This is a genomic window from Curvibacter sp. GW821-FHT01G03, from assembly GCF_059422285.1.
Map to the genome: position 1 here is coordinate 78,107 of NZ_JBWKWP010000019.1, position 18,137 is coordinate 96,243.

General features: G+C 65.4%; 15 protein-coding genes. 10 read left to right on the forward strand and 5 right to left on the reverse strand.

What is annotated here, in order from left to right:
• Positions 1–110 precede the first annotated feature (110 nt).
• Both AC07VS_RS23675 and AC07VS_RS23680 read left to right on the forward strand, forming a co-directional pair.
• Positions 111–1,232 (forward strand): MGDG synthase family glycosyltransferase, encoded by a 1,122-nt coding sequence (locus AC07VS_RS23675; protein WP_494752190.1) that lies wholly within the window; start codon positions 111–113, stop codon positions 1,230–1,232.
• Positions 1,229–1,756 carry a hypothetical protein gene (locus AC07VS_RS23680; protein ID WP_494752191.1) on the forward strand — a complete coding sequence of 176 codons (528 nt, stop codon included), beginning with the start codon at positions 1,229–1,231 and terminating at the stop codon, positions 1,754–1,756. The genes AC07VS_RS23675 and AC07VS_RS23680 overlap by 4 nt, the downstream gene beginning before the upstream one ends.
• Before the next feature lie 137 nt (positions 1,757–1,893).
• Here the strand turns inward: AC07VS_RS23680 and AC07VS_RS23685 are convergent, their stop codons facing one another.
• A complete protein-coding gene (locus AC07VS_RS23685; RefSeq protein ID WP_019576615.1) occupies positions 1,894–2,805 on the reverse strand; it encodes an SPFH domain-containing protein in 912 nt (303 codons plus the stop codon).
• 52 nt (positions 2,806–2,857) lie between these two features.
• Positions 2,858–3,283 carry an NfeD family protein gene (locus tag AC07VS_RS23690; protein ID WP_494656056.1) on the reverse strand — a complete coding sequence of 142 codons (426 nt, stop codon included), beginning with the start codon at positions 3,281–3,283 and terminating at the stop codon, positions 2,858–2,860.
• A gap of 161 nt (positions 3,284–3,444) precedes the next feature.
• Here AC07VS_RS23690 and AC07VS_RS23695 point away from each other — a divergent pair, with 161 nt between their 5' ends.
• Positions 3,445–5,715: an Orn/Lys/Arg family decarboxylase gene (locus tag AC07VS_RS23695; protein WP_492345434.1), complete on the forward strand. Its 2,271-nt coding sequence runs from the start codon at positions 3,445–3,447 to the stop codon at positions 5,713–5,715.
• Positions 5,716–5,811: 96 nt separating this feature from the next.
• On the opposite strand, the gene AC07VS_RS23700 is transcribed toward AC07VS_RS23695, so the two are convergent.
• Together AC07VS_RS23700 and fabI are read right to left on the reverse strand one after the other, a co-directional pair.
• Entirely contained in the window at positions 5,812–6,744 is a 933-nt protein-coding gene (locus AC07VS_RS23700) for a DNA ligase (RefSeq protein ID WP_494752192.1), read from the reverse strand.
• 124 nt (positions 6,745–6,868) lie between these two features.
• Positions 6,869–7,672, reverse strand: coding sequence for an enoyl-ACP reductase FabI (gene fabI / locus AC07VS_RS23705; RefSeq protein WP_494752193.1), 804 nt, complete (start codon positions 7,670–7,672; stop codon positions 6,869–6,871).
• A 149-nt stretch (positions 7,673–7,821) separates the two neighbouring features.
• Between fabI and AC07VS_RS23710 the strand changes: the two genes are divergently transcribed.
• Together AC07VS_RS23710 and AC07VS_RS23715 are read left to right on the forward strand one after the other, a co-directional pair.
• Positions 7,822–8,148 (forward strand): DUF6916 family protein, encoded by a 327-nt coding sequence (locus tag AC07VS_RS23710; protein ID WP_494656058.1) that lies wholly within the window; start codon positions 7,822–7,824, stop codon positions 8,146–8,148.
• The gene (locus AC07VS_RS23715) at positions 8,145–8,669 is read left to right on the forward strand and encodes a GNAT family N-acetyltransferase (RefSeq protein WP_494656059.1); all 525 of its coding nucleotides are present in this window, start codon (positions 8,145–8,147) and stop codon (positions 8,667–8,669) included. Before AC07VS_RS23710 ends, AC07VS_RS23715 begins: the two co-directional genes overlap by 4 nt.
• Here the strand turns inward: AC07VS_RS23715 and AC07VS_RS23720 are convergent.
• Positions 8,656–9,063 (reverse strand): DUF6916 family protein, encoded by a 408-nt coding sequence (locus AC07VS_RS23720; protein WP_494656060.1) that lies wholly within the window; start codon positions 9,061–9,063, stop codon positions 8,656–8,658. The two genes, AC07VS_RS23715 and AC07VS_RS23720, sit on opposite strands and share 14 nt — an antisense overlap.
• 155 nt (positions 9,064–9,218) lie before the next feature.
• Between AC07VS_RS23720 and AC07VS_RS23725 the strand changes: the two genes are divergently transcribed.
• The 5 genes from AC07VS_RS23725 (at position 9,219) to AC07VS_RS23745 (ending at position 18,103) form a co-directional block, all read left to right on the forward strand.
• Positions 9,219–9,737, forward strand: a complete 519-nt coding sequence (locus AC07VS_RS23725) for a phage tail protein (RefSeq protein ID WP_494656061.1) — start codon at positions 9,219–9,221, stop codon at positions 9,735–9,737.
• Positions 9,738–9,762: 25 nt separating this feature from the next.
• Entirely contained in the window at positions 9,763–10,257 is a 495-nt protein-coding gene (locus AC07VS_RS23730; protein ID WP_494656062.1) for a phage tail protein, read from the forward strand.
• Between the two features lie 12 nt (positions 10,258–10,269).
• On the forward strand, positions 10,270–10,782 hold the full coding sequence (locus AC07VS_RS23735; RefSeq protein WP_494752194.1) for a phage tail protein: 513 nt from the start codon (positions 10,270–10,272) through the stop codon (positions 10,780–10,782).
• Positions 10,783–10,807: 25 nt separating this feature from the next.
• Positions 10,808–16,189, forward strand: coding sequence for a beta strand repeat-containing protein (locus tag AC07VS_RS23740; protein ID WP_494752195.1), 5,382 nt, complete (start codon positions 10,808–10,810; stop codon positions 16,187–16,189).
• A gap of 87 nt (positions 16,190–16,276) precedes the next feature.
• Positions 16,277–18,103, forward strand: coding sequence for an extracellular solute-binding protein (locus AC07VS_RS23745; RefSeq protein ID WP_494752196.1), 1,827 nt, complete (start codon positions 16,277–16,279; stop codon positions 18,101–18,103).
• The last annotated feature ends 34 nt before the right edge of the window (positions 18,104–18,137 follow it).

The window sequence follows — 18,137 nt, forward strand, 5'->3', positions numbered from 1 at the left end:
TGCTGTTGTCATGTGCGGGCCCTAGGCTCCAGGATCGACCGTTTCGTCGAAATGCCCTTGTGTCATTTTCGTGCCATTGCCATGTCCCCCTACCTGAACCCCGGCCTTCCATGCCAGCCAAGAAACTCCTGATCATGAGCGTGTCGGCCGGCATGGGCCATGTGCGGGCCGCGGAGGCCATCCGGGCCTGTGCGCTGCAGCATGCCGAGGTGGCCGAAGTGGTGCACCTGGACGCGATGGACTTTGTGACGGCGGGCTTTCGCAAGGTCTACACCGATTTCTATGTCAAGCTGGTCGACAAGGCGCCCACGCTGTGGGGCTACCTGTACAACCACACCCATGAGGCCAAGGCCGACAGCTCCCTGGAGCGCCTGCGCCGCGCCCTGGAGCGCATGAATGCGCGGGCCTTGCGCCGTCAGATCCGGGCCCTTCAGCCCGACGCCATCATTTGCACCCACTTTCTGCCGGCCGAGATGCTGGCGCGCCAGATCCACCTGGGTGAGCTTGCCTGCCCGGTGTGGGTGCAGGTGACCGATTTCGATTTGCACCGCCTGTGGGTGCATGAAGGCATGGCGGGTTACTTTGCCGCCAATGACGAAGTGGCTTTTCGCATGCAGGCCCAGGGCATTTTGGCGCGCAACATCGAGGTGACGGGCATCCCCATCATGCCGGCCTTTGGGCAGCCGCTCAGTCGTGCCGTGTGTGCGGCAGAGTTTGGACTGGACCCCAGCCAGCCCACCTTGCTGCTGATGGGCGGTGGGGCCGGCGTGGGCAGCCTGGAGACCATTGCCCAGCGACTGATGCGCCTGGAGCAGCGCTTTCAGCTGGTGGTGCTGGCCGGCCGCAATCTGCAGGCCCTGGCCAGCCTGCAGGGCCTGGCCCAGCAACACCCGGGTCGGCTTTTTCCGCAAGGTTTCACCGGCGTGGTCGAGCGCTTGATGGCCTGCGCGGATCTGGTGATCACCAAACCCGGTGGCTTGACCACCTCTGAGTGCATGGCCATGGGGCTGCCGATGATCGTCAATTCGCCGATTCCGGGCCAGGAGGAGCGCAATGCCGACTACCTGCTGGAGCAGGGCGTGGCGCTCAAGGCCTTCGATGGGGTGACGCTGGAATACCGTGTGCGGCGCCTGCTCGATCAACCGTCGCTGCTGGCCGCCATGCGCGAGCGCAGTCGCGCGTTGGGCCGCCCCGACGCGGCGCAGCGGGTGCTGGCCAGGGTGCTGTCGTGAGCGCGCAGCCCCGCCTGCAGGGGCAGGCCACCGAGCGGCCCTGGCTCACCATCGCCTGGGTGGCCGTGCTGGCCTTCTTTTTTGCCCAGGTCGAGATCCAGATCGAAGGCGGGGCAGGCTGGGCGGCGGCCTTGCCCACTTGGCGCATCGAGCAGCATTGGCTGCTCGACATCTTCTGGGGCGGTCGGGCCATGACGGGCTACCACGCCTGGATCTTCTCCTTCATGGTGCTGATGTTCCATTTTCCGCTGGCCTTTGTGCAGACCTGGTCATGGCGTCTTCAGGCCCGGGCGCTGGCCTGCATCATGCAGTTCTGGGTGATGGAAGATTTTCTGTGGTTTGTGTTCAACCCCGATTTCGGGCTGACCCGCTTCGATCCGCAGAACGTGCCCTGGCAAAAGCACTGGTGGTGGTGGGCCCCGACCGACTACTGGACCTTCTCGGCCGTGGCCATTGTGTTGTTCTGGATCTCGTTCAAGGCCATCGGTGCCCCAAAAGCACTGCCTGTCACACCACTGCCTTGAAAACAGGCAGTGCAAGGCAAGTCACGTCAAATCAATGACTTGCGTGTGCTTTCAAGCCCAAGGGCACGGCTTGTCCACAGCTTTGTCCAGTGCTCGCGGGGAAAACCCTGCCTTTGTCATCGATGGTCTGGGCCGTCTCAGCCCTTGTTCTGCTTGACCAGGGCCATGGCTGAACCGATCAGGCTGGCCAGTTCACCCATGTGGCTGGGCACGATCAGCGTGGTGGTGGCGTCGGTGGCCACTCGGCTGTAGGCGTCCACGGCCCGTTCGGCCACCTTCAGCTGCACGGCCTGTTCACCGCCGGGCTGGCGGATGGCGGTGGCAATGCGTTCGATGGCCTGCGCGGTGGCGTCGGCCACCGCCGTGATCGAGGCGGCCTCGCCCTGGGCCTTGTTGATGGCGGCCTGTTTTTCGCCCTCCGAGCGCGCAATGAAGGCCTCGCGTTCGCCGGTGGCGATGTTGATCTGCTCTTGCCGGCGGCCTTCCGAGGCGGCGATCAGGGCCCGCTTTTCGCGTTCGGCCGTGATCTGGGCCTGCATGGCGTGCAGGATCTCCTTGGGCGGAGTCAGGTCCTTGATCTCGTAGCGCAGCACCTTCACCCCCCAGTTCAGGGCGGCCTCATCAATGGCGGCTACCACCTGGGCATTGATGATGTTGCGCTCCTCAAAGGTCTTGTCCAGTTCCAGCTTGCCGATCACGCTGCGCAGTGAGGTCTGGGCCAGTTGCGTGACCGCCATGATGTAGTTTGATGAGCCGTAGCTGGCCCGCATCGGGTCGGTGACCTGAAAGTACAGGATGCCGTCCACCTGCAGCTGGGTGTTGTCGCGGGTGATGCAGATCTGGCTGGGCACATCGAGCGGAATCTCTTTGAGGCTGTGGCGGTAGGCCACGTTGTCCACGAAGGGGATCAGCAGCTTGGGGCCGGGCGTGAGGGTGCTGTGGTAGCGCCCCAGGCGCTCAACCACCCAGGCGTGCTGCTGGGGCACGATCTTGATGGAGCGGGCGATGAAGATGGCCACGATGACCGCGATGACGAGGGCGAATTCCATGGGGTTCCCTGGGCTGGTGGAGGAGGGCTGAAGTGGAACGGGAGGGAGCGTTTCAGATGGGGGCAACGATCAGTCGGCTGCCCAGCACTTCGACGATGCGCTGCGGCCCGGGGCGGGCGCTTTGGCCAGCCTGCAATTGCACGGCCCATTGTGCGCCGCGGTATTGGGTGGTGGCGCTGCCGTCGGCCTGCCAGTGCGCCACCTGCACGGTCTGGCCCAGGTCCAGGTTCACGTCGGGGTTCTGGCTGGCGGGGCGGTCCTTGGGGTGCTGGCGGCGCCACAGGTGCCAGGCGAGCATCAACGCGCCCGCCACGGCCGAAGCCAGCAGCAACTGGCTGGTGGTGCCGGCACCCAGCCAGGCGGCCAAGGCGCCGGTGGCCAGTCCGGCGGCCAGCAGCAGCAGGTAGAGCGTGCCCGTCAACAGCTCGGCAACGACGGCCGCTCCGGCCAGAATCCACCACAGGGTGATCGGGGTCATGATTTCTTCTCCCAGGCCAGCCATGATGATGTCTTGCTGACACCACATTCTGGGTGAAAAACAGGGGGTGTCAAAAGGGCGCCCCCAATATTCCTTACACTTCGCGCCTGTTTCCGTGATCCACGCCCTTTTTAGCCCCACTCCCGCTTCCGGAGGTCTGCATGAAATTTCGCTTCCCCATTGTCATCATCGATGAGGACTTCCGCTCTGAAAACACCTCGGGCCTGGGCATCCGTGCGCTGGCACAGGCGATCGAGTCTGAAGGGTTCGAGGTGCTGGGGGTGACCAGCTATGGGGACCTGAGCCAGTTCGCCCAGCAGCAAAGCCGGGCCAGCGCGTTCATCCTGTCGATCGACGATGAAGAGTTCACGCCGGGCCCCGACCTGGACCCGGCCGTGGTCAATTTGCGCAGCTTCATCGATGAGGTGCGGCGCAAGAACCTGGATGTGCCGATCTACATCTATGGTGAAACCAAGACCTCACGCCACCTGCCCAACGACATCCTGCGTGAGTTGCATGGCTTCATCCACATGTTCGAGGACACCCCCGAATTCGTGGCGCGCCACATCATCCGCGAGGCCAAGAGCTACCTGGAAGGTGTGCAGCCGCCGTTTTTCAAGGCCCTGCTCGACTATGCCGAAGATGGCTCCTACTCCTGGCACTGCCCGGGGCATTCGGGTGGCGTGGCCTTCCTGAAAAGCCCGGTGGGCCAGATGTTCCACCAGTTCTTTGGCGAGAACATGCTGCGCGCCGACGTGTGCAATGCGGTGGAAGAATTGGGCCAGTTGCTGGACCACAACGGCGCCATCGGCGAGAGCGAGCGCAATGCGGCCCGCATCTTCAATGCCGACCACTGCTTCTTTGTCACCAACGGCACCAGCACCAGCAACAAGATGGTGTGGCACCACACCGTGGCGCCCGGCGACGTGGTGGTGGTGGACCGCAACTGCCACAAATCCATCCTGCACTCGATCATCATGACCGGGGCCATCCCCGTGTTCCTGAAGCCGACGCGCAACCACTTCGGCATCATTGGCCCGATCCCGCAAAGCGAGTTCACCCACGAGTCCATCCAGGCCAAGATCAAGGCCAACCCCTTGCTCAAGGGGGTGGATGCCAAAAAGGTCAAGCCGCGCATCCTGACCATCACCCAGTCGACCTACGACGGCGTGCTGTACAACACCGAGACCATCAAGGGCATGCTCGACGGCTATGTCGAGAACCTGCACTTTGACGAGGCCTGGCTGCCGCACGCGGCCTTCCATCCCTTCTACGGCCCCTACCACGCCATGGGCAAGAAGCGCGCGCGCCCGAAGGAGAGCGTGGTGTACGCCACCCAGTCCATCCACAAGCTGCTGGCCGGCATCAGCCAGGCCAGCCATGTGCTGGTGCAGGATTCGCAGAACACCAAGCTGGACCGCCACCTGTTCAACGAGGCCTACCTGATGCACACCAGCACCAGCCCTCAGTACAGCATCATCGCCAGCTGCGATGTGGCCGCCGCCATGATGGAGCCGCCCGGCGGCACCGCGCTGGTGGAAGAAAGCATTGCCGAGGCACTCGATTTCCGCCGCGCCATGCGCAAGGTGGACGATGAGTACGGCAAGGACTGGTGGTTCAAGGTCTGGGGCCCCGACAAGCTGGTGGACGACGGCATCGGCCGCGCCACCGACTGGATCATCAAGGCCGACGCCAAGTCCACCAAGTGGCACGGCTTCGGCAAGCTGGCCGACGGCTTCAACATGCTCGACCCCATCAAGTCGACCATCGTCACCCCCGGCCTGGATCTGAACGGCAAGTTCGCCAAGACCGGCATCCCGGCCAGCATCGTCACCAAGTTCCTGGCCGAGCACGGGGTGATCGTCGAGAAGACGGGCCTGTACAGCTTCTTCATCATGTTCACCATCGGCATCACCAAGGGCCGCTGGAATTCGCTGCTGACCGCGCTGCAGCAGTTCAAGGACGACTACGAGAAGAACCAGCCGATGTGGCGCATCCTGCCCGAGTTCTGCCAAAAGAACCGCCGCTACGAGCGCATGGGTCTGCGTGACCTGTGCCAGCACGTGCACGAGCTGTACGCCAAGTACGACATCGCGCGCCTGACCACCGAGATGTACCTCAGCGACCTGACCCCGGCCATGAAGCCGTCGGACGCCTATGCCTACATCGCCCAGCGCAAGACCGAGCGCGTGGAGATCGACCACCTCGAAGGCCGCATCACCACCAGCCTGGTCACACCTTACCCGCCGGGCATCCCCTTGTTGATCCCGGGCGAAGTGTTCAACAAGAAGATCGTCGACTACCTCAAGTTCTCGCGCGAGTTCAACGCTCAGTGCCCGGGCTTCGAGACCGACATCCACGGCCTGGTCGAGGAAGAAGACGCAGACGGTCACATGCGTTACTTTGCCGATTGCGTCAAACAAGGCGCTTGAGACCGGTCCGCTGAGCCGCAGGCCTGCGGCACATGAACAAAGGCCCCGTCCTCCAAACAGGAGGCGGGGCCTTTTTGCGAGCCGGAGCCCCGCGCGTCAAAGGTCGATGTCGGGGATCACTCGCAAAAAGCTGGCAAAGCGTGGCATGCCGCCGGGGTGCAGGCCTTGGTAGCGGAAGCTGACCCAGCTGCCCACGGGCGGTGGCGCGCGGCGAAGGGCCTCGGACAGGCCGCTGCCCAACCGCAGGCGATGCCCGTCGGTGGTCTGCACCAGCAAGGCCCCGGCCAGGCCCTGCCACTGGCCCTTGCCGGGCAGGATCTGCACCACGCGGGCCTCGGCGTCCAGAAAGGGCTTGAACTTCAGCAGGTCGTTGGAGCGCCCTGATCGGTAGAGGTTGCTGGCGCGGTGCAGCATCAGCCCCTCGCCACCGGCGGTCACCACCTCGTCCAGCCAGGATTGCAGGTCGGCCGTCGATGTCACGGGGTGCTGGGGCAGGGCCTGCAGGCCCGTGGGGGCCGGTGCGTGCGATGCGCTCAGCGCCGCCTGCAGCAAGGCCAGGCGACCCTCCGGGCCGCCAAAGGGCCGCACCGGGTCGGGGGTGTCAAACACCATCAGGCGCAGGCCGGTCCAGGCTTCGCTGCCGGCACCCTCACGTACCGCGGCCACGGCGCGCAGAAACTGGCCCCGGCCGGCCCACAGCTCGCCATCCAGAGGCAGTGCGGGCCAGCCTGCGGTGAAGTCGGCCGGTGGCGTGATCCGGTGGCCGCTGCGGGTCCAGAGTTGTTGGCCGTCCCAGCGCGCCCTCACACCGTCGAGTTTTTCGCTGACCAGAAAACCGTCCACCGGCTGGCCAGCCTGGTAGCGGCCCGCCTTCATGAGGGGCCCGGGGGCGGGTTGAGGGCTCAGGGCCCGGGCATGTGGCGCCATCGAACCCAGGGCTGCGAGCGCCAGCAAAGTTTGGCGCCGTGCTGGATGGCGCGAAGCCGTGGAGGCGCCTTGGGGGCGCGAGATGGGAGTGGCAGAGGGCATGGCAGCGTCCGGTGCGAAGGGATCAAGGTCGATCGGCACCGCACCGGTGCCGTCAGGCACGGGCGCGGTGGGCTTCTGCCCGGGCGCGGCAGGGCGGCGCTGGGGCCGCCTGAGATTGTGGTGCTCAGCCGGCCACGGCGGGTTCGGCAATGCCGCCGACCACCTGGCTGAAACCACCGTCCACATAGGTGATTTCGGCGCTCACGCCGGCAGCCAGATCACTCAGCAAGAAGGCGGCCACGTTGCCCACGTCGTCGATGGTGACGTTGCGGCGGATCGGCGAGTTTTCGGCCACCACCGACAGGATCTTGCCAAAGCCCTTGATGCCGCTGGCGGCCAGGGTCTTGATCGGTCCGGCCGAGATGCCGTTGGCACGCAGGCCCCGGTTCAGGCTGCCCAGCGACTCGGCCAGGTAGCGCACCGACGCTTCAAGACTGGCCTTGGCCAGGCCCATGGTGTTGTAGTTGGGCACCGTGCGCAGGGCACCCAGGTAGCTCAGGGTCAGCACCGACGACTTGTCGTTCAGGTAGGGCAGGGCCGCCTTGGCCATGGCCGGGAAGCTGTAGGCGCTGATGTCGTGCGCGATGCGGAAGGCTTCGCGGCTCAGACCATCGAGAAAGTCGCCCGCAATCGCCTCGCGCGGGGCGAAGCCGATGGCGTGCACAAAACCGTCAAACTTCGGCCAGTGGGTGGACAGGTCGGCAAACAGCTTCTCGATCTGGGCGTCGTCGGCCACATCGCAGTCAAACACCAGGTTTGAGCCGAAATCGGCGGCAAATTCGGTGATGCGGTCCTTGAAGCGCTCGCCCACATAGCTGAACGCCAGCTCGGCGCCCTGTGCATGGCAGGCCTTGGCAATGCCGTAGGCAATCGAGCGGTTGGACAGAACGCCGGTGATCAGCAGTTTCTTGCCGGTGAGAAATCCCATTCTTGTTCTCCTGGTCAGGGCCCCAAAGGCCTGGTTGTGCGGACCTGTGGCCCGCCATCGCGTCGAGGGGCGTCATCATAGACGATGCGTCCGGATACAAAAGCTATACTGGCCCGCGACCCAACCTCTGCGTCTTATCGATGCCTCTCATGCTGGACGATGCCGTTTTTTCACGCGTGCTCACCGAATCGGTGGCGCGACAGATGTTGGGCTCGGTGCTGCGTGCCCGTCCGGCTTTCGAGCCTGGGCCCGAGTCTGAGCTTGAAGTGACCGAAATACGCGCCGCCTCCACACAGGGCCGGCTGAAGCAATTCAGCGTTTTCTTTCTGCGTCGCCACGAGGTGCCTCTGCCGCAGCGCACCTATGTTCTGCAGCACCCGCAGTTGGGCGACCACGCCTTGCTGCTGACCGCCATCGGCCGGACGCCTCTGGGTGTCCAATACGAGGCCTGCATCAGCCACGATGTCGACGCATGAGCTGGATTGAGCGCTGGCCCGATGGGCGCGACGGTGGCTGGGCCTGGCGCCCCGAACAGGACACTGATGAGGCCTTCCTGCGGCAACTGTACCGCTCCGTGAGAGAGCCTGAGCTTGCCCTGACGTCCTGGCCCGAGGCCATGCGCGAGGCGTTCTGCCACTCCCAATTCGATTTGCAGCGGCGCCACTACCGTGCGCATTACCCTGAAGGCCATTGGGGTGTGATTGTCTGGCAGGGGCGGGATGTGGGCAGGCTGTACCTGGACCTGGCCCCTGCTCGCTGGGGTCTGATGGACATCGCCCTGTTGCCCGAATGGCGTGGCCAGGGCCTGGGCACGCGGATCCTGGATTGGTGGCTGGATCAAGCCGATCAGGCCGGGATGGGCTGCGGCTTGTATGTCGAGCAGCAAAACCCGGCCCGTCGTCTGTACGAGCGGCGAGGCTTTGTCACCGTCGATGAGCAGGGTGTGTACACCCGAATGAGCCGCCCGGCCGCCCGCGCCGCGCTCAACCCCGGTTGAAGACCGCTTCAACCACCCGCCCTTGAGCATCGTTGGGGCTCACGAACATCAGGCCGGTCGGGCCTGCGGCGGTACTGAATCGCCAGGTGCCCTGTGACAGGGTGGCGCCGGCCTGGGGTGCAAACAGCAGGCTGAAACTCAGATCCGCGTGGTGGGTACCCGGCAGGGCCTCCACCTTCTCAAGGCGGGCCTGCACGCCGGGGCCACCGGACTCTGACTCGAAGACAAACACCTTGCCCCTGCAGGACTCGAAGTCGCTGCGTCGCAGGGTGCCGTTGCTGCGGGGCCAGACTGGGGCTGCTGCCAGGCCGCCCGAGGCCAGCGCCATCACCGGCGCACCGGTCGCAGTTTGCAGAAACGTACGGCGGGAGCTGGGGGAAGACGAGGTGTTCATGGGCATCTCAACAGGCAATTGCGTCCGAATGTAACCATCTGGACGTTATATTGTGTTTTGTGTAAATATTTTGTTTCTGGAGTCTAAGCTCCACGCGCTGGCTTTCTGCATCTGGCGCGTCACAAAATGTCAATTCAAACGGGAGGCTGTTGCCCATGAGCAATCCATATGTCGGTGAGATACGCATGTTCGCTGGCAGTTTTGCCCCTGTGGGTTGGGCTTTTTGTGACGGGGCCATCGTTCCAATTTCCGAGAACGAGACCTTGTTCAATCTGATCGGCACCACTTACGGCGGTGACGGCCAGCAGACATTTGGACTGCCCGATCTGCGCGGGCGGGTACCCATCCACCAAGGAACACTCCAAGGCCAGAGTTTCGTCATTGGGCAAGTGGCCGGCACCGAGACCGAGACGCTGAGCATTCAGCAGATCCCTTCTCACAGCCATCCGGTGGCAGTGTCTGGAACTCCGGGCTATTCGGCTTCGCCGGCCAATGCCGTTTTGGCGCGCGACCGCGACCTTCAGGCATTCAACAACGGCACCCCCTCAGGATCTGCCCTGCGTGTGGACAGCGTTGGTGCAGATGGTGGCGGTCAACCGCACGACAACCTGCCGCCCTATTTGTGCATCAATTTCATCATCTCCCTGTTTGGGATCTTTCCCAGTCAGATCTGATCAGTCGTTTTCTCGGGGTCTTGCAATGTCCGATCCGTTCATGTGCGAAGTCAAGCTGGTTGCCTTCAACTTTCCTCCCAAAGGCTGGGCCTTGTGCAATGGCCAGTTGTTGCCGATCAACCAGAACCAGGCCGCTTTTTCATTGCTGGGAACGACTTATGGCGGCGATGGACGAGTGAACTTTGGCCTGCCCGATCTCCAGGGGCGCAGTCCCGTACACATGGGCAACGGCTACACCCTGGGGCAGCGTGGTGGTGAGATGTTGCATACCGTCACCTCGGGCGAGATGCCCACGCACACGCATGCGTTGATGGCCTCCACCTCGACAGGTCGTCAGGCCTCGCCGGTGGGCAATGCCCTGGCGGCCGCCCGCGGCCGCTATGCAGACAGCGGGGACACCGTGCTCAATTCGGCCACGCTTGCCAACGTGGGCGGCAGCCAACCCCACAACAACATGGCACCGTATCTGGTGCTGGCGGCGGTGATCGCGCTGCAAGGTATTTTTCCTTCCCAAAACTGAGGCACTCACCCCATGTCCAACCCATTCGTGGCTGAGATCCGCATCGTCGGGTTCAATTTCGCCCCAACAGGCTGGGCCTTTTGCAACGGGCAGATCCTGCCACTGTCTCAGAACACCGCGCTTTTCTCTCTGCTGGGCACCGCCTATGGTGGCAACGGGATGAGCAACTTCGCGCTGCCCGATCTGCAAGCCCGCATGCCGATGCACCCGGGGCAGGGCCCGGGCCTGTCTCAGCACGATCTCGGCGAGGCCGGTGGCTCGGAGTCTGTGACCTTGTTGGATTCCCAGATGCCCGTCCATCGCCACACGGTGCAAAGCGCCGCTGGCAGCGTCACCGACAAGCCGACCGGTGCGGCATTGGGCAGCGCCTCGAACCTGCCCTATGTGAACGCCGCGCCCGATGCCACGATGGCTGCGTCTGCCCTGTCGCCGGTTGGTGGCAACAGTCCACACAACAACATGCCGCCCTATCTGACGATGAATTTCATCATCGCGCTCCAAGGCGTTTTCCCCCAGCGCCCCTGAGTCCACCCAGCGAAAACCTGTCACCATGAAAATTCTCGTTACCGCGGCATCGGCGGCCATCGTGCTTTTTTCGCAAGCCGGGGCGCATGCTGCGGCCGAGGCTCCGCTGGTCCAGCGCAGCGTGAGCGCCGCGCGCGAGGGGCGTTTCATTGACGCCGGATCGGGGCAGGGCTTTGTGGCGGTGGCGCCTGGGCGTCGGCTCGATTTTGGTGCGGCAGGGGTATCGCTGCAGCTTCCGGGCGAGACCGGCAAGTCGGCCACCGCGGCCGGCCTGCGCGGCGCCAGCACCGGCCTCAGCTACCGTTTTGAAGCCGGAGCAGGTGTGGCCCCTGAGGGCAGCGGGATGTCACCCACGCTCTACCACTGGCTGGTCGGGCCACGCAGCGAATGGCAGACGGGTTTGCGCAGCTACGACTCGGTGGCTTACCGGCAGGTCTGGCCGGGTGTGGACGCGATTTTTGCTGGCGACCGGGCCGGCTTCAAATACCGCTTTGAGCTGGCCAGTGGTGCGGATCCGGCCAGCGTCCGCATGTTGGTGGAGGGCGTGGACGCGGCCGAGTTGCGTGCTGACGGCAGCCTGTGGTGGCGCCAGGGAGGGCAAAGCCTGGTCGATGCCGCGCCGGTGTCGTACCAGTCATCGGGTGGGCAGCAGCGCACTGTGGCCACGCGCTACCGGCTGGAGGATCTGGGCGATGGGCGCTGGCGCGTGAGTTTTGTGCTCGGGGCCTATGACAGTGCCTTGCCGCTGGTGATCGACCCGGCCTGGGTCGGCTATTCGGGCCTGATCGGCGGCAGCGCGCAAGACCAGGTGCATGCGGTCACGATGGACACGGATGGCAACACCTATGCCTGCGGTGTCACGCGTTCGGGCGGACTGCCCAAGGCCACCAATACGTACGGCGGCAATGACGACGCATTTCTGGTCAAGTTCGACAATGCCGGCACGGCCCAATCGGTGACTTACTTTGGTGGCTCGGGCGATGAGGTCTGCACGGGTCTGGCGGTGGACGATGCCAAACGCATCTACCTGACCGGGGGCACCGATTCGAGCAATTTCCCGATCCAGGGCAGCGATTCGAACAATCGTTTCCGCCGCGCCCTGGCCGGTGGGCGTGATGCCTTCGTGATGCGGTTGCCGGCTGGTGCCAGCAGCATCGATTACAGCGGTTTCATCGGTGGCAGCGAAAACGATCAGGCCAACGGGATTGCCGTCGATGCCAGTTACCGCGCCTATGTGACGGGATACAGCCAGTGCACGGCCACGCCCGGTGCAGGCTGTGTCACCGCTGGAACGGCCTTTCCCAGCCTGCTGGGCCCGGTGCTGAGTCAATATGGTGGCGCCAGCGGTGCCCAGGGCTATGACGCCTTCGTCGCCGCCGTGGCGGCGGACGGCAGCGGCCTGGTGTATGCCGGTTTTCTCGGCGGTGACGGCGATACCGACATGGGCAATGCCATCGTGGCTATGTCGAATGGCACGGTCTTTGTGGCCGGGCAGACCAACTCGCAGAGCGCCAGCCTGCCGACCTTGTCGGCCCTGCAAAGCAGCACCAACAGTCGAAGCCTCGACAGCAGCGACGGCTTTGTGGCCCGGCTGGCATCGACCGGGGCGCCGGTCTTCTTCTCGCTGCTGACTGGCCAGCCTTCGCAGACCGGCGAATCCGGTGCCGACCGTGCCCTTGCCGTGGCTCTGGACGGGCAGGGCGGGGTGGTGGTGGGGGGCGAAACCGATTCGAGCGGCTTTCCGCAGCGCACGGGCGGTTCGAGCAGCAGCGTTGGGCCATTGGTGTCCTCACGCGGAGGCATGGATGGATTTGTCCTGCGCCTGGACGGCAGTGGCACGGCGATCACCAGTGTCTCCTATGTGGGGGCCAGCGGCTATGACGCGGTGCAGGCCGTGGCCTCGGACGGGAGCGCGTTTTACTTCACGGGCCCCAGCAGCGCGGGCAGCAATTTCAACTTTGTCGATGACAAAGGCCTGAGCCAGGTCGCGCTGGGGGCCCAGGACGTGATGTTGGGCAAGGTGCTTTACAGCGCACCGTCGGCCTGGAAGTACGCCGGCCTGCTGGGCGGCACCGGCATCGACGAGGCGCGTTCGCTGGTGGCGGCCACCTCGATCGACGGGCCGGTGCTGCGCCTGGGGGGCACGACCTCCGGCAGCAGCCTGCCCGGCGGTGCGGCCACGGCCTCCAGCAGCGACCTTTCGGCGCTGGCCAGTTACAGCGGTGCCTCGGGCATGGTGCTGCGCATCGATCCCTTCGGCCCGCCGGCCAGTCTGATCAAGAGCGGTGACAACCAGGCGACGGCGATCCAGAGTGCCTTTGCCACGGCCCTGAAGGTCCAGGTGCTCGATGCCAGCAGCCAGCCGTTGCGCAACGTGGTGGTCACCTTCACGGTGCCGGCCACCGGGGCCTCAGCCGGGCTCACGCCCTCCAGTGCCGTCAGCACCGATGGCAATGGCTACGCCACGGTCAATGCGACCGCCAATGGCACGGTGGGCAGCTACAACGTGCAGGCGGCCGCTGGCGGCTTGTCGACCAGCTTCAGCCTGAGCAACCTCAAGGGCGCGCAGGCCGCGCTGGTGCCCAGTCTGACCCCGTCCACGCTGGCCTATGGCGGCACTGGCACGTTGGGCAGCACAGGGGGATCCGGCAGCGGGGCCGTGACCTTTGTGGTCACCACCGGCACCACTTATTGCTCGATCAGCGGCAGCACCCTGACGGCCACCGAGGTCGGTGGCTGCACCGTGACCGCCACCAAGGCGGGCGACTCCAACTACAACGCGGCCAGTGCCACGCTGGACCTGAGCATCGGCACGGCCGACCAGAGTGGTTTTTCAGTCAGTGCCTCGCCCGCAAGCATAGCCTTCAATTCAAGCGCCTCGCTGAGCAGCAGCGGGGGGACGGGCACGGGCGCCGTGAGCTTCGCGATCACCAGTGGCGACAGCTTCTGCTCACTTGCGGGCAGCACCCTGACCGGGATCGCCGTCGGCACGTGCACCGTGACCGCCACCAAGGCCGGCGACAGCCATTACAAGGTTGCCCAGTCGACGGTTGACGTCAGCGTCACCCAGGCGTCGCAGTCGGGCTTCAGCGTGAGTGCCAGCCCGGCGGCGCTCAGTTATGGCGGCAGCGCCACGTTGTCCAGCAGTGGGGGGGCAGGCAGCGGCGCCGTGAGCTATGCGATCACCGCCGGTGGCGCCTATTGCAGCCTCAACGGGGCCGAACTGACGGCCATCGGTGTCGGGACCTGCACTGTCACTGCCACCAAGGCCAGTGATGCCAGCTATCTGCCGGCCTCCGCCACGGTTGACGTGGTGGTCTCGAAGGCCGCACAGAGTGCCCTGAGTGTCAGCGCCAGCCCCGCGGCGCTGGGCTTTGGCGGCAGCAGCACGCTGTCTACCAGCGGGGGGGCCGGCAGTGGCTCCGTCACTTATGCGGTGACAAGCGGTGGCACTTTCTGCTCGGTCTCGGGCAGCACCTTGAATGCCATCGGCGTGGGCACTTGCACGGTCACCGCCACCAAGGCCGCCGATGCGAGCTACGAAGCCGCCAGCGCTGCCGTCGATGTGGTGGTCAGCGCAGGCCCCCAGAGTGCGTTGAGCCTGAGCATCAACCCCAGCAGCCTTGTGCTTCAGGGCACGGCCACGCTGAGCACTAGCGGCGGCTCGGGCAGCGGTGCCGTGAGCTTCGTGGTCAGCAGCGGCAGCAGTTACTGTTCGGTCAGTGGCAGTACCGTGACCGGCACTGGCGTGGGCACCTGCACGGTGACGGCCACCAAGGCCGGGGACGCGCAGTACCAGGCCCGCCAGGCCACCCTGGACATCACGGTGGGCAAGATGGCGCAGGCCGCCCTGACCTTGACGGCCACGCCGAGCAGCCTGGTCTACGGGGGCACGGCCAGCCTGGCCATCACGGGGGGCAGCGGCAGCGGTGCGGTCTCCTACGCCGTCACGGCCGGCGCCAGTGTTTGCTCGATCAGTGGCAATACGCTCAGCGCGACCGGCGTGGGAACCTGCACGGTGACCGCCACCAAGGCCGGGGATGCCACCTACAACCAGGCCGACGTGACGCTGGACGTGGGGGTGGCCGCGGCAGCCCAGGCCAGCCTGGTCGTCAGTGCCACGCCAGCGTCGCTGGCTTACGGGGCCACGGCCAGCCTGAGCAGCAGCGGTGGTTCGGGCAATGGCGCCGTCAGCTACGCCATCACGGCCGGCAACAGCTATTGCAGTGTCAACCAGACGACCTTGAGCGCCATCGGGGTTGGCACCTGCACGGTGACGGCCACCAAGGCGGCATCGGGTCCATATCTGGCGACAACCGCCACCGTCGACGTGGTGGTTGGGCGTGCCGCCCAGGCCAGCCTGTCGGTACAACTTGCACCGGCCACCCTGGTGCTCAACGGCTCGGTGACGCTCAGTGCGGCAGGCGGATCGGGGACCGGTGCTGCCAGTTTCACACTCGACGCCGGCCAGGCCTTCTGCACGCTGTCCGGCAGCACGCTGAGCGCCCAGGCCGTCGGCGATTGCACCGTCGGCGTCAGCAAGGCCGGTGATGCCCAGTATCTGCCGGCCACCGCCAGCCTGGTCATCGGTGTGGGCAAGGCCAGCCAGAGCATCAGCTTTGCAGCACTGACCGACCGCGTGCTGGGGACGCCTGATTTCACGCTGGGTGCCAGTGCGAGTTCGGGCCTGGCGGTGAGCTACGTCAGCCTCACCCCGGGTCTGTGCCAGGTCAATGGCAGCAGCGTGCATCTTTCCGCCACAGGCTTGTGCACCCTCAGTGCGCGTCAAGCGGGTGACGCGAGTCACCTTGCCGCTGCGCCGGTGGATCAGAGCTTCACCATCACGCTGCCGGCGGGCACCAGCACCAGCCTGGGCGGCCTGCCTGGGGGCGGGAGTGTGTCCTTGAGCGGTGGCTGGGTGTTCGCACCGTCGGGCAGTGGCAACGGGGCGACGGCCGGTTTTATTCCTCTGACTGGACATCCGAAGTCACCCAGCGCGGCACCGCCGCCTGGCCTCACGTTTCCGTACGGACTGTTTGATTTTGTCGTGATGAACGGAGCCCCCGGGGCCACTGTGGTCCTGACCTTCGACCTGCCGGCCGCTGCACCAGCGAACGCACAGTACTGGAAGTTCGGCCCGACGGCGTCCAACACGTCGCCGCACTGGTATCAGTTCAACGGCGTGCAGTTCAGCGGCAGGACCGTCACCCTGACGATTGTGGACGGCGGAGTCGGCGATGATGACCTGACGGCCAATGGCTCGATCAGCGATGGCGGTGGCATCGTGGTGCCCGATCCCTCGGCCTTGGCCAATTCGGTCCCGGCCCTGAACCCAGCGGCTCTAGCCGCGCTGGCCCTGATGCTGCTGATGGTCTTCGCCTGGGGCCGACGCCGCCCGCGCGGCTGAGCCCGTGACCCCGGTGCTGCCGGGGCGCGGTGGTCGGATGCCTGCTGTCGGGCCGGAGCCTGCAGGCTGCCGCTACACTCAGTCGCAATGACGTCTTTGCGAAATATCCATGCCTGCCTGTTGGGGGCGCTGCTGGCGGTCGGACCCGTGCTCGGCACCGCGGCCCCGGCCTACGCCCTGTGGGGGCAGCCCAAGTACCCGGCGGGTTTCGCGCATTTCGACTACGTCAACCCGCAGGCGCCCAAGGGCGGCGAATTGCGCCTGGTCAGCAACAGCCGCGCCTCGACCTTCGACAAGTACAACCCCTTCACGCTCAAGGGATCGGCCCCGGCCTACCTCAGCGGGCTGATGTTCGACACCTTGCTCACCGGTGCGATGGACGAGGTGGGCTCGGGCTATGGCTTGCTGGCCGAGGATGTGACGGTGGCGCCCGATGGGCTGAGCGCCACTTTCCGGCTGCGGCCCGAGGCCCGCTTTCACAACGGCGACCCGGTGCTGGCCCGTGATGTGAAGTACAGCTACGACATGCTGATGGGACCGGACACCTCGCCTGCCTACAAGACCACACTCGAAGATGTGGCGGGCCTGGAGGTGCTGGACGAGCGCACCGTGCGCTACCGCTTCAAAAAGCCCAACCGAGAGCTGCCCCTGACCGTGGGTGGTCTGCCCGTGTTCAGCCACCAATGGGGGGCTGGCAAGCGCTTCAGTGAGGTGGTGACCGAGGTGCCCATCGGCAGCGGCCCCTACCGCGTCGGGCCGGTGCGCTTCGGCAAAGACATCACCTATGTGCGCGACCCCCAATACTGGGCGCGCGATCTCAACGTCAAGCGTGGCAGCGACAACTTTGACCGCATCACGGTCAAGATCTACAAGGACAACACGGCCAAGCTGGAGGCCTTGAAGGCGGGCGAGTTCGACCTGATGCGTTTCTATTCGGCGGGCGACTGGGCGCGCCGCGTCAATGGCAAGCGATTCGATTCCGGCGAGCTGGTCAAGCGTGAGTTCAAGCACCAGTTGCCCTCGGGTTTTCAGAGCTTTTTCCTCAACACCCGGCGCAAGCCGCTGGACGACCTCCGGGTGCGTCAGGCCCTGGGGCTGGCGCTCGATTTCGAATGGATGAACCGGCAACTGTTCTATGGCAGCTACCAGCGCGTGACGGGTTTGTTCGGCAACACGGCCTGCGCCGCTTCCGGCAGCCCCGGCCCCGATGAGCTGGCCCTGCTGGAGCCCTGGCGTGGCCAGGTGCCCGAGGCCGTGTTCGGCCCCATGGCCCAGCCGCCGCGCACCGATGGCGATCAGTCGCTGCGGGGCAACCTGCGCCGGGCCCAGGCGCTGCTGGCCGAGGCCGGTTGGCACTACCGCGATGGCGCCTTGCGCAATGCGCAGGGCGAGCCCCTGGTGCTGGAGTACCTGGACAGCAGCGAAGGCAAGATGGCCACCTTTGCCTCGTGGGGGCGCAATCTCGAGAAGCTGGGCATCAAGCTCAATTTCCGCTCGGTCGACTTTGCGCTGTACCTGCAGCGCATCCAGAAGTTCGATTTCGACCTGATCACCCTGGCCGTGCCCGGCACCCACACGCCGGGCCAGGAGTACGCCGACCTGTTTGGCAGCAAGGCCGCCGACACCGAGGATTCGGGCAACATGGCGGGCGTCAAGAGCCCGGCAGTGGATGCCCTCATCGCCCGCATGACGGCGGCCAAGACCGAGGCCGCGTTGCATTCGGCCTGCCGTGCGCTGGATCGGGTCATCATGCACGGCCACTACCTGATTCCGCAGTACACCGCCGTCACCCACCGGCTGGTGTTTGATGCCTGGCGCCTGCAGGGGCCCGCCACCATGCCCCCCTACGCCCCGGGCGAAGAGTGGGTGATCGACACCTGGTGGGCCCGGCCCGCGCCGGCCCGACAGCCCTGATCCCGCCCTGACCTCAAGCCCTGACCCCAGTCAC

Excerpts from the sequence above, each read along its gene's own strand:
- AC07VS_RS23730 (WP_494656062.1), top strand. The coding sequence starts at position 9,763 with ATGTCCGATCCGTTCATGTGCGAAGTCAAGCTGGTTGCCTTCAACTTT.
- AC07VS_RS23720 (WP_494656060.1), bottom strand. The coding sequence starts at position 9,063 with ATGAACACCTCGTCTTCCCCCAGCTCCCGCCGTACGTTTCTGCAAACT.
- AC07VS_RS23685 (WP_019576615.1), bottom strand. The coding sequence starts at position 2,805 with ATGGAATTCGCCCTCGTCATCGCGGTCATCGTGGCCATCTTCATCGCC.
- AC07VS_RS23695 (WP_492345434.1), top strand. The coding sequence starts at position 3,445 with ATGAAATTTCGCTTCCCCATTGTCATCATCGATGAGGACTTCCGCTCT.
- AC07VS_RS23745 (WP_494752196.1), top strand. The coding sequence starts at position 16,277 with ATGACGTCTTTGCGAAATATCCATGCCTGCCTGTTGGGGGCGCTGCTG.
- AC07VS_RS23725 (WP_494656061.1), top strand. The coding sequence starts at position 9,219 with ATGAGCAATCCATATGTCGGTGAGATACGCATGTTCGCTGGCAGTTTT.
- AC07VS_RS23735 (WP_494752194.1), top strand. The coding sequence starts at position 10,270 with ATGTCCAACCCATTCGTGGCTGAGATCCGCATCGTCGGGTTCAATTTC.
- AC07VS_RS23675 (WP_494752190.1), top strand. The coding sequence starts at position 111 with ATGCCAGCCAAGAAACTCCTGATCATGAGCGTGTCGGCCGGCATGGGC.
- AC07VS_RS23715 (WP_494656059.1), top strand. The coding sequence starts at position 8,145 with ATGAGCTGGATTGAGCGCTGGCCCGATGGGCGCGACGGTGGCTGGGCC.
- fabI (WP_494752193.1), bottom strand. The coding sequence starts at position 7,672 with ATGGGATTTCTCACCGGCAAGAAACTGCTGATCACCGGCGTTCTGTCC.
- AC07VS_RS23690 (WP_494656056.1), bottom strand. The coding sequence starts at position 3,283 with ATGACCCCGATCACCCTGTGGTGGATTCTGGCCGGAGCGGCCGTCGTT.
- AC07VS_RS23710 (WP_494656058.1), top strand. The coding sequence starts at position 7,822 with ATGCTGGACGATGCCGTTTTTTCACGCGTGCTCACCGAATCGGTGGCG.
- AC07VS_RS23740 (WP_494752195.1), top strand. The coding sequence starts at position 10,808 with ATGAAAATTCTCGTTACCGCGGCATCGGCGGCCATCGTGCTTTTTTCG.
- AC07VS_RS23700 (WP_494752192.1), bottom strand. The coding sequence starts at position 6,744 with ATGCCCTCTGCCACTCCCATCTCGCGCCCCCAAGGCGCCTCCACGGCT.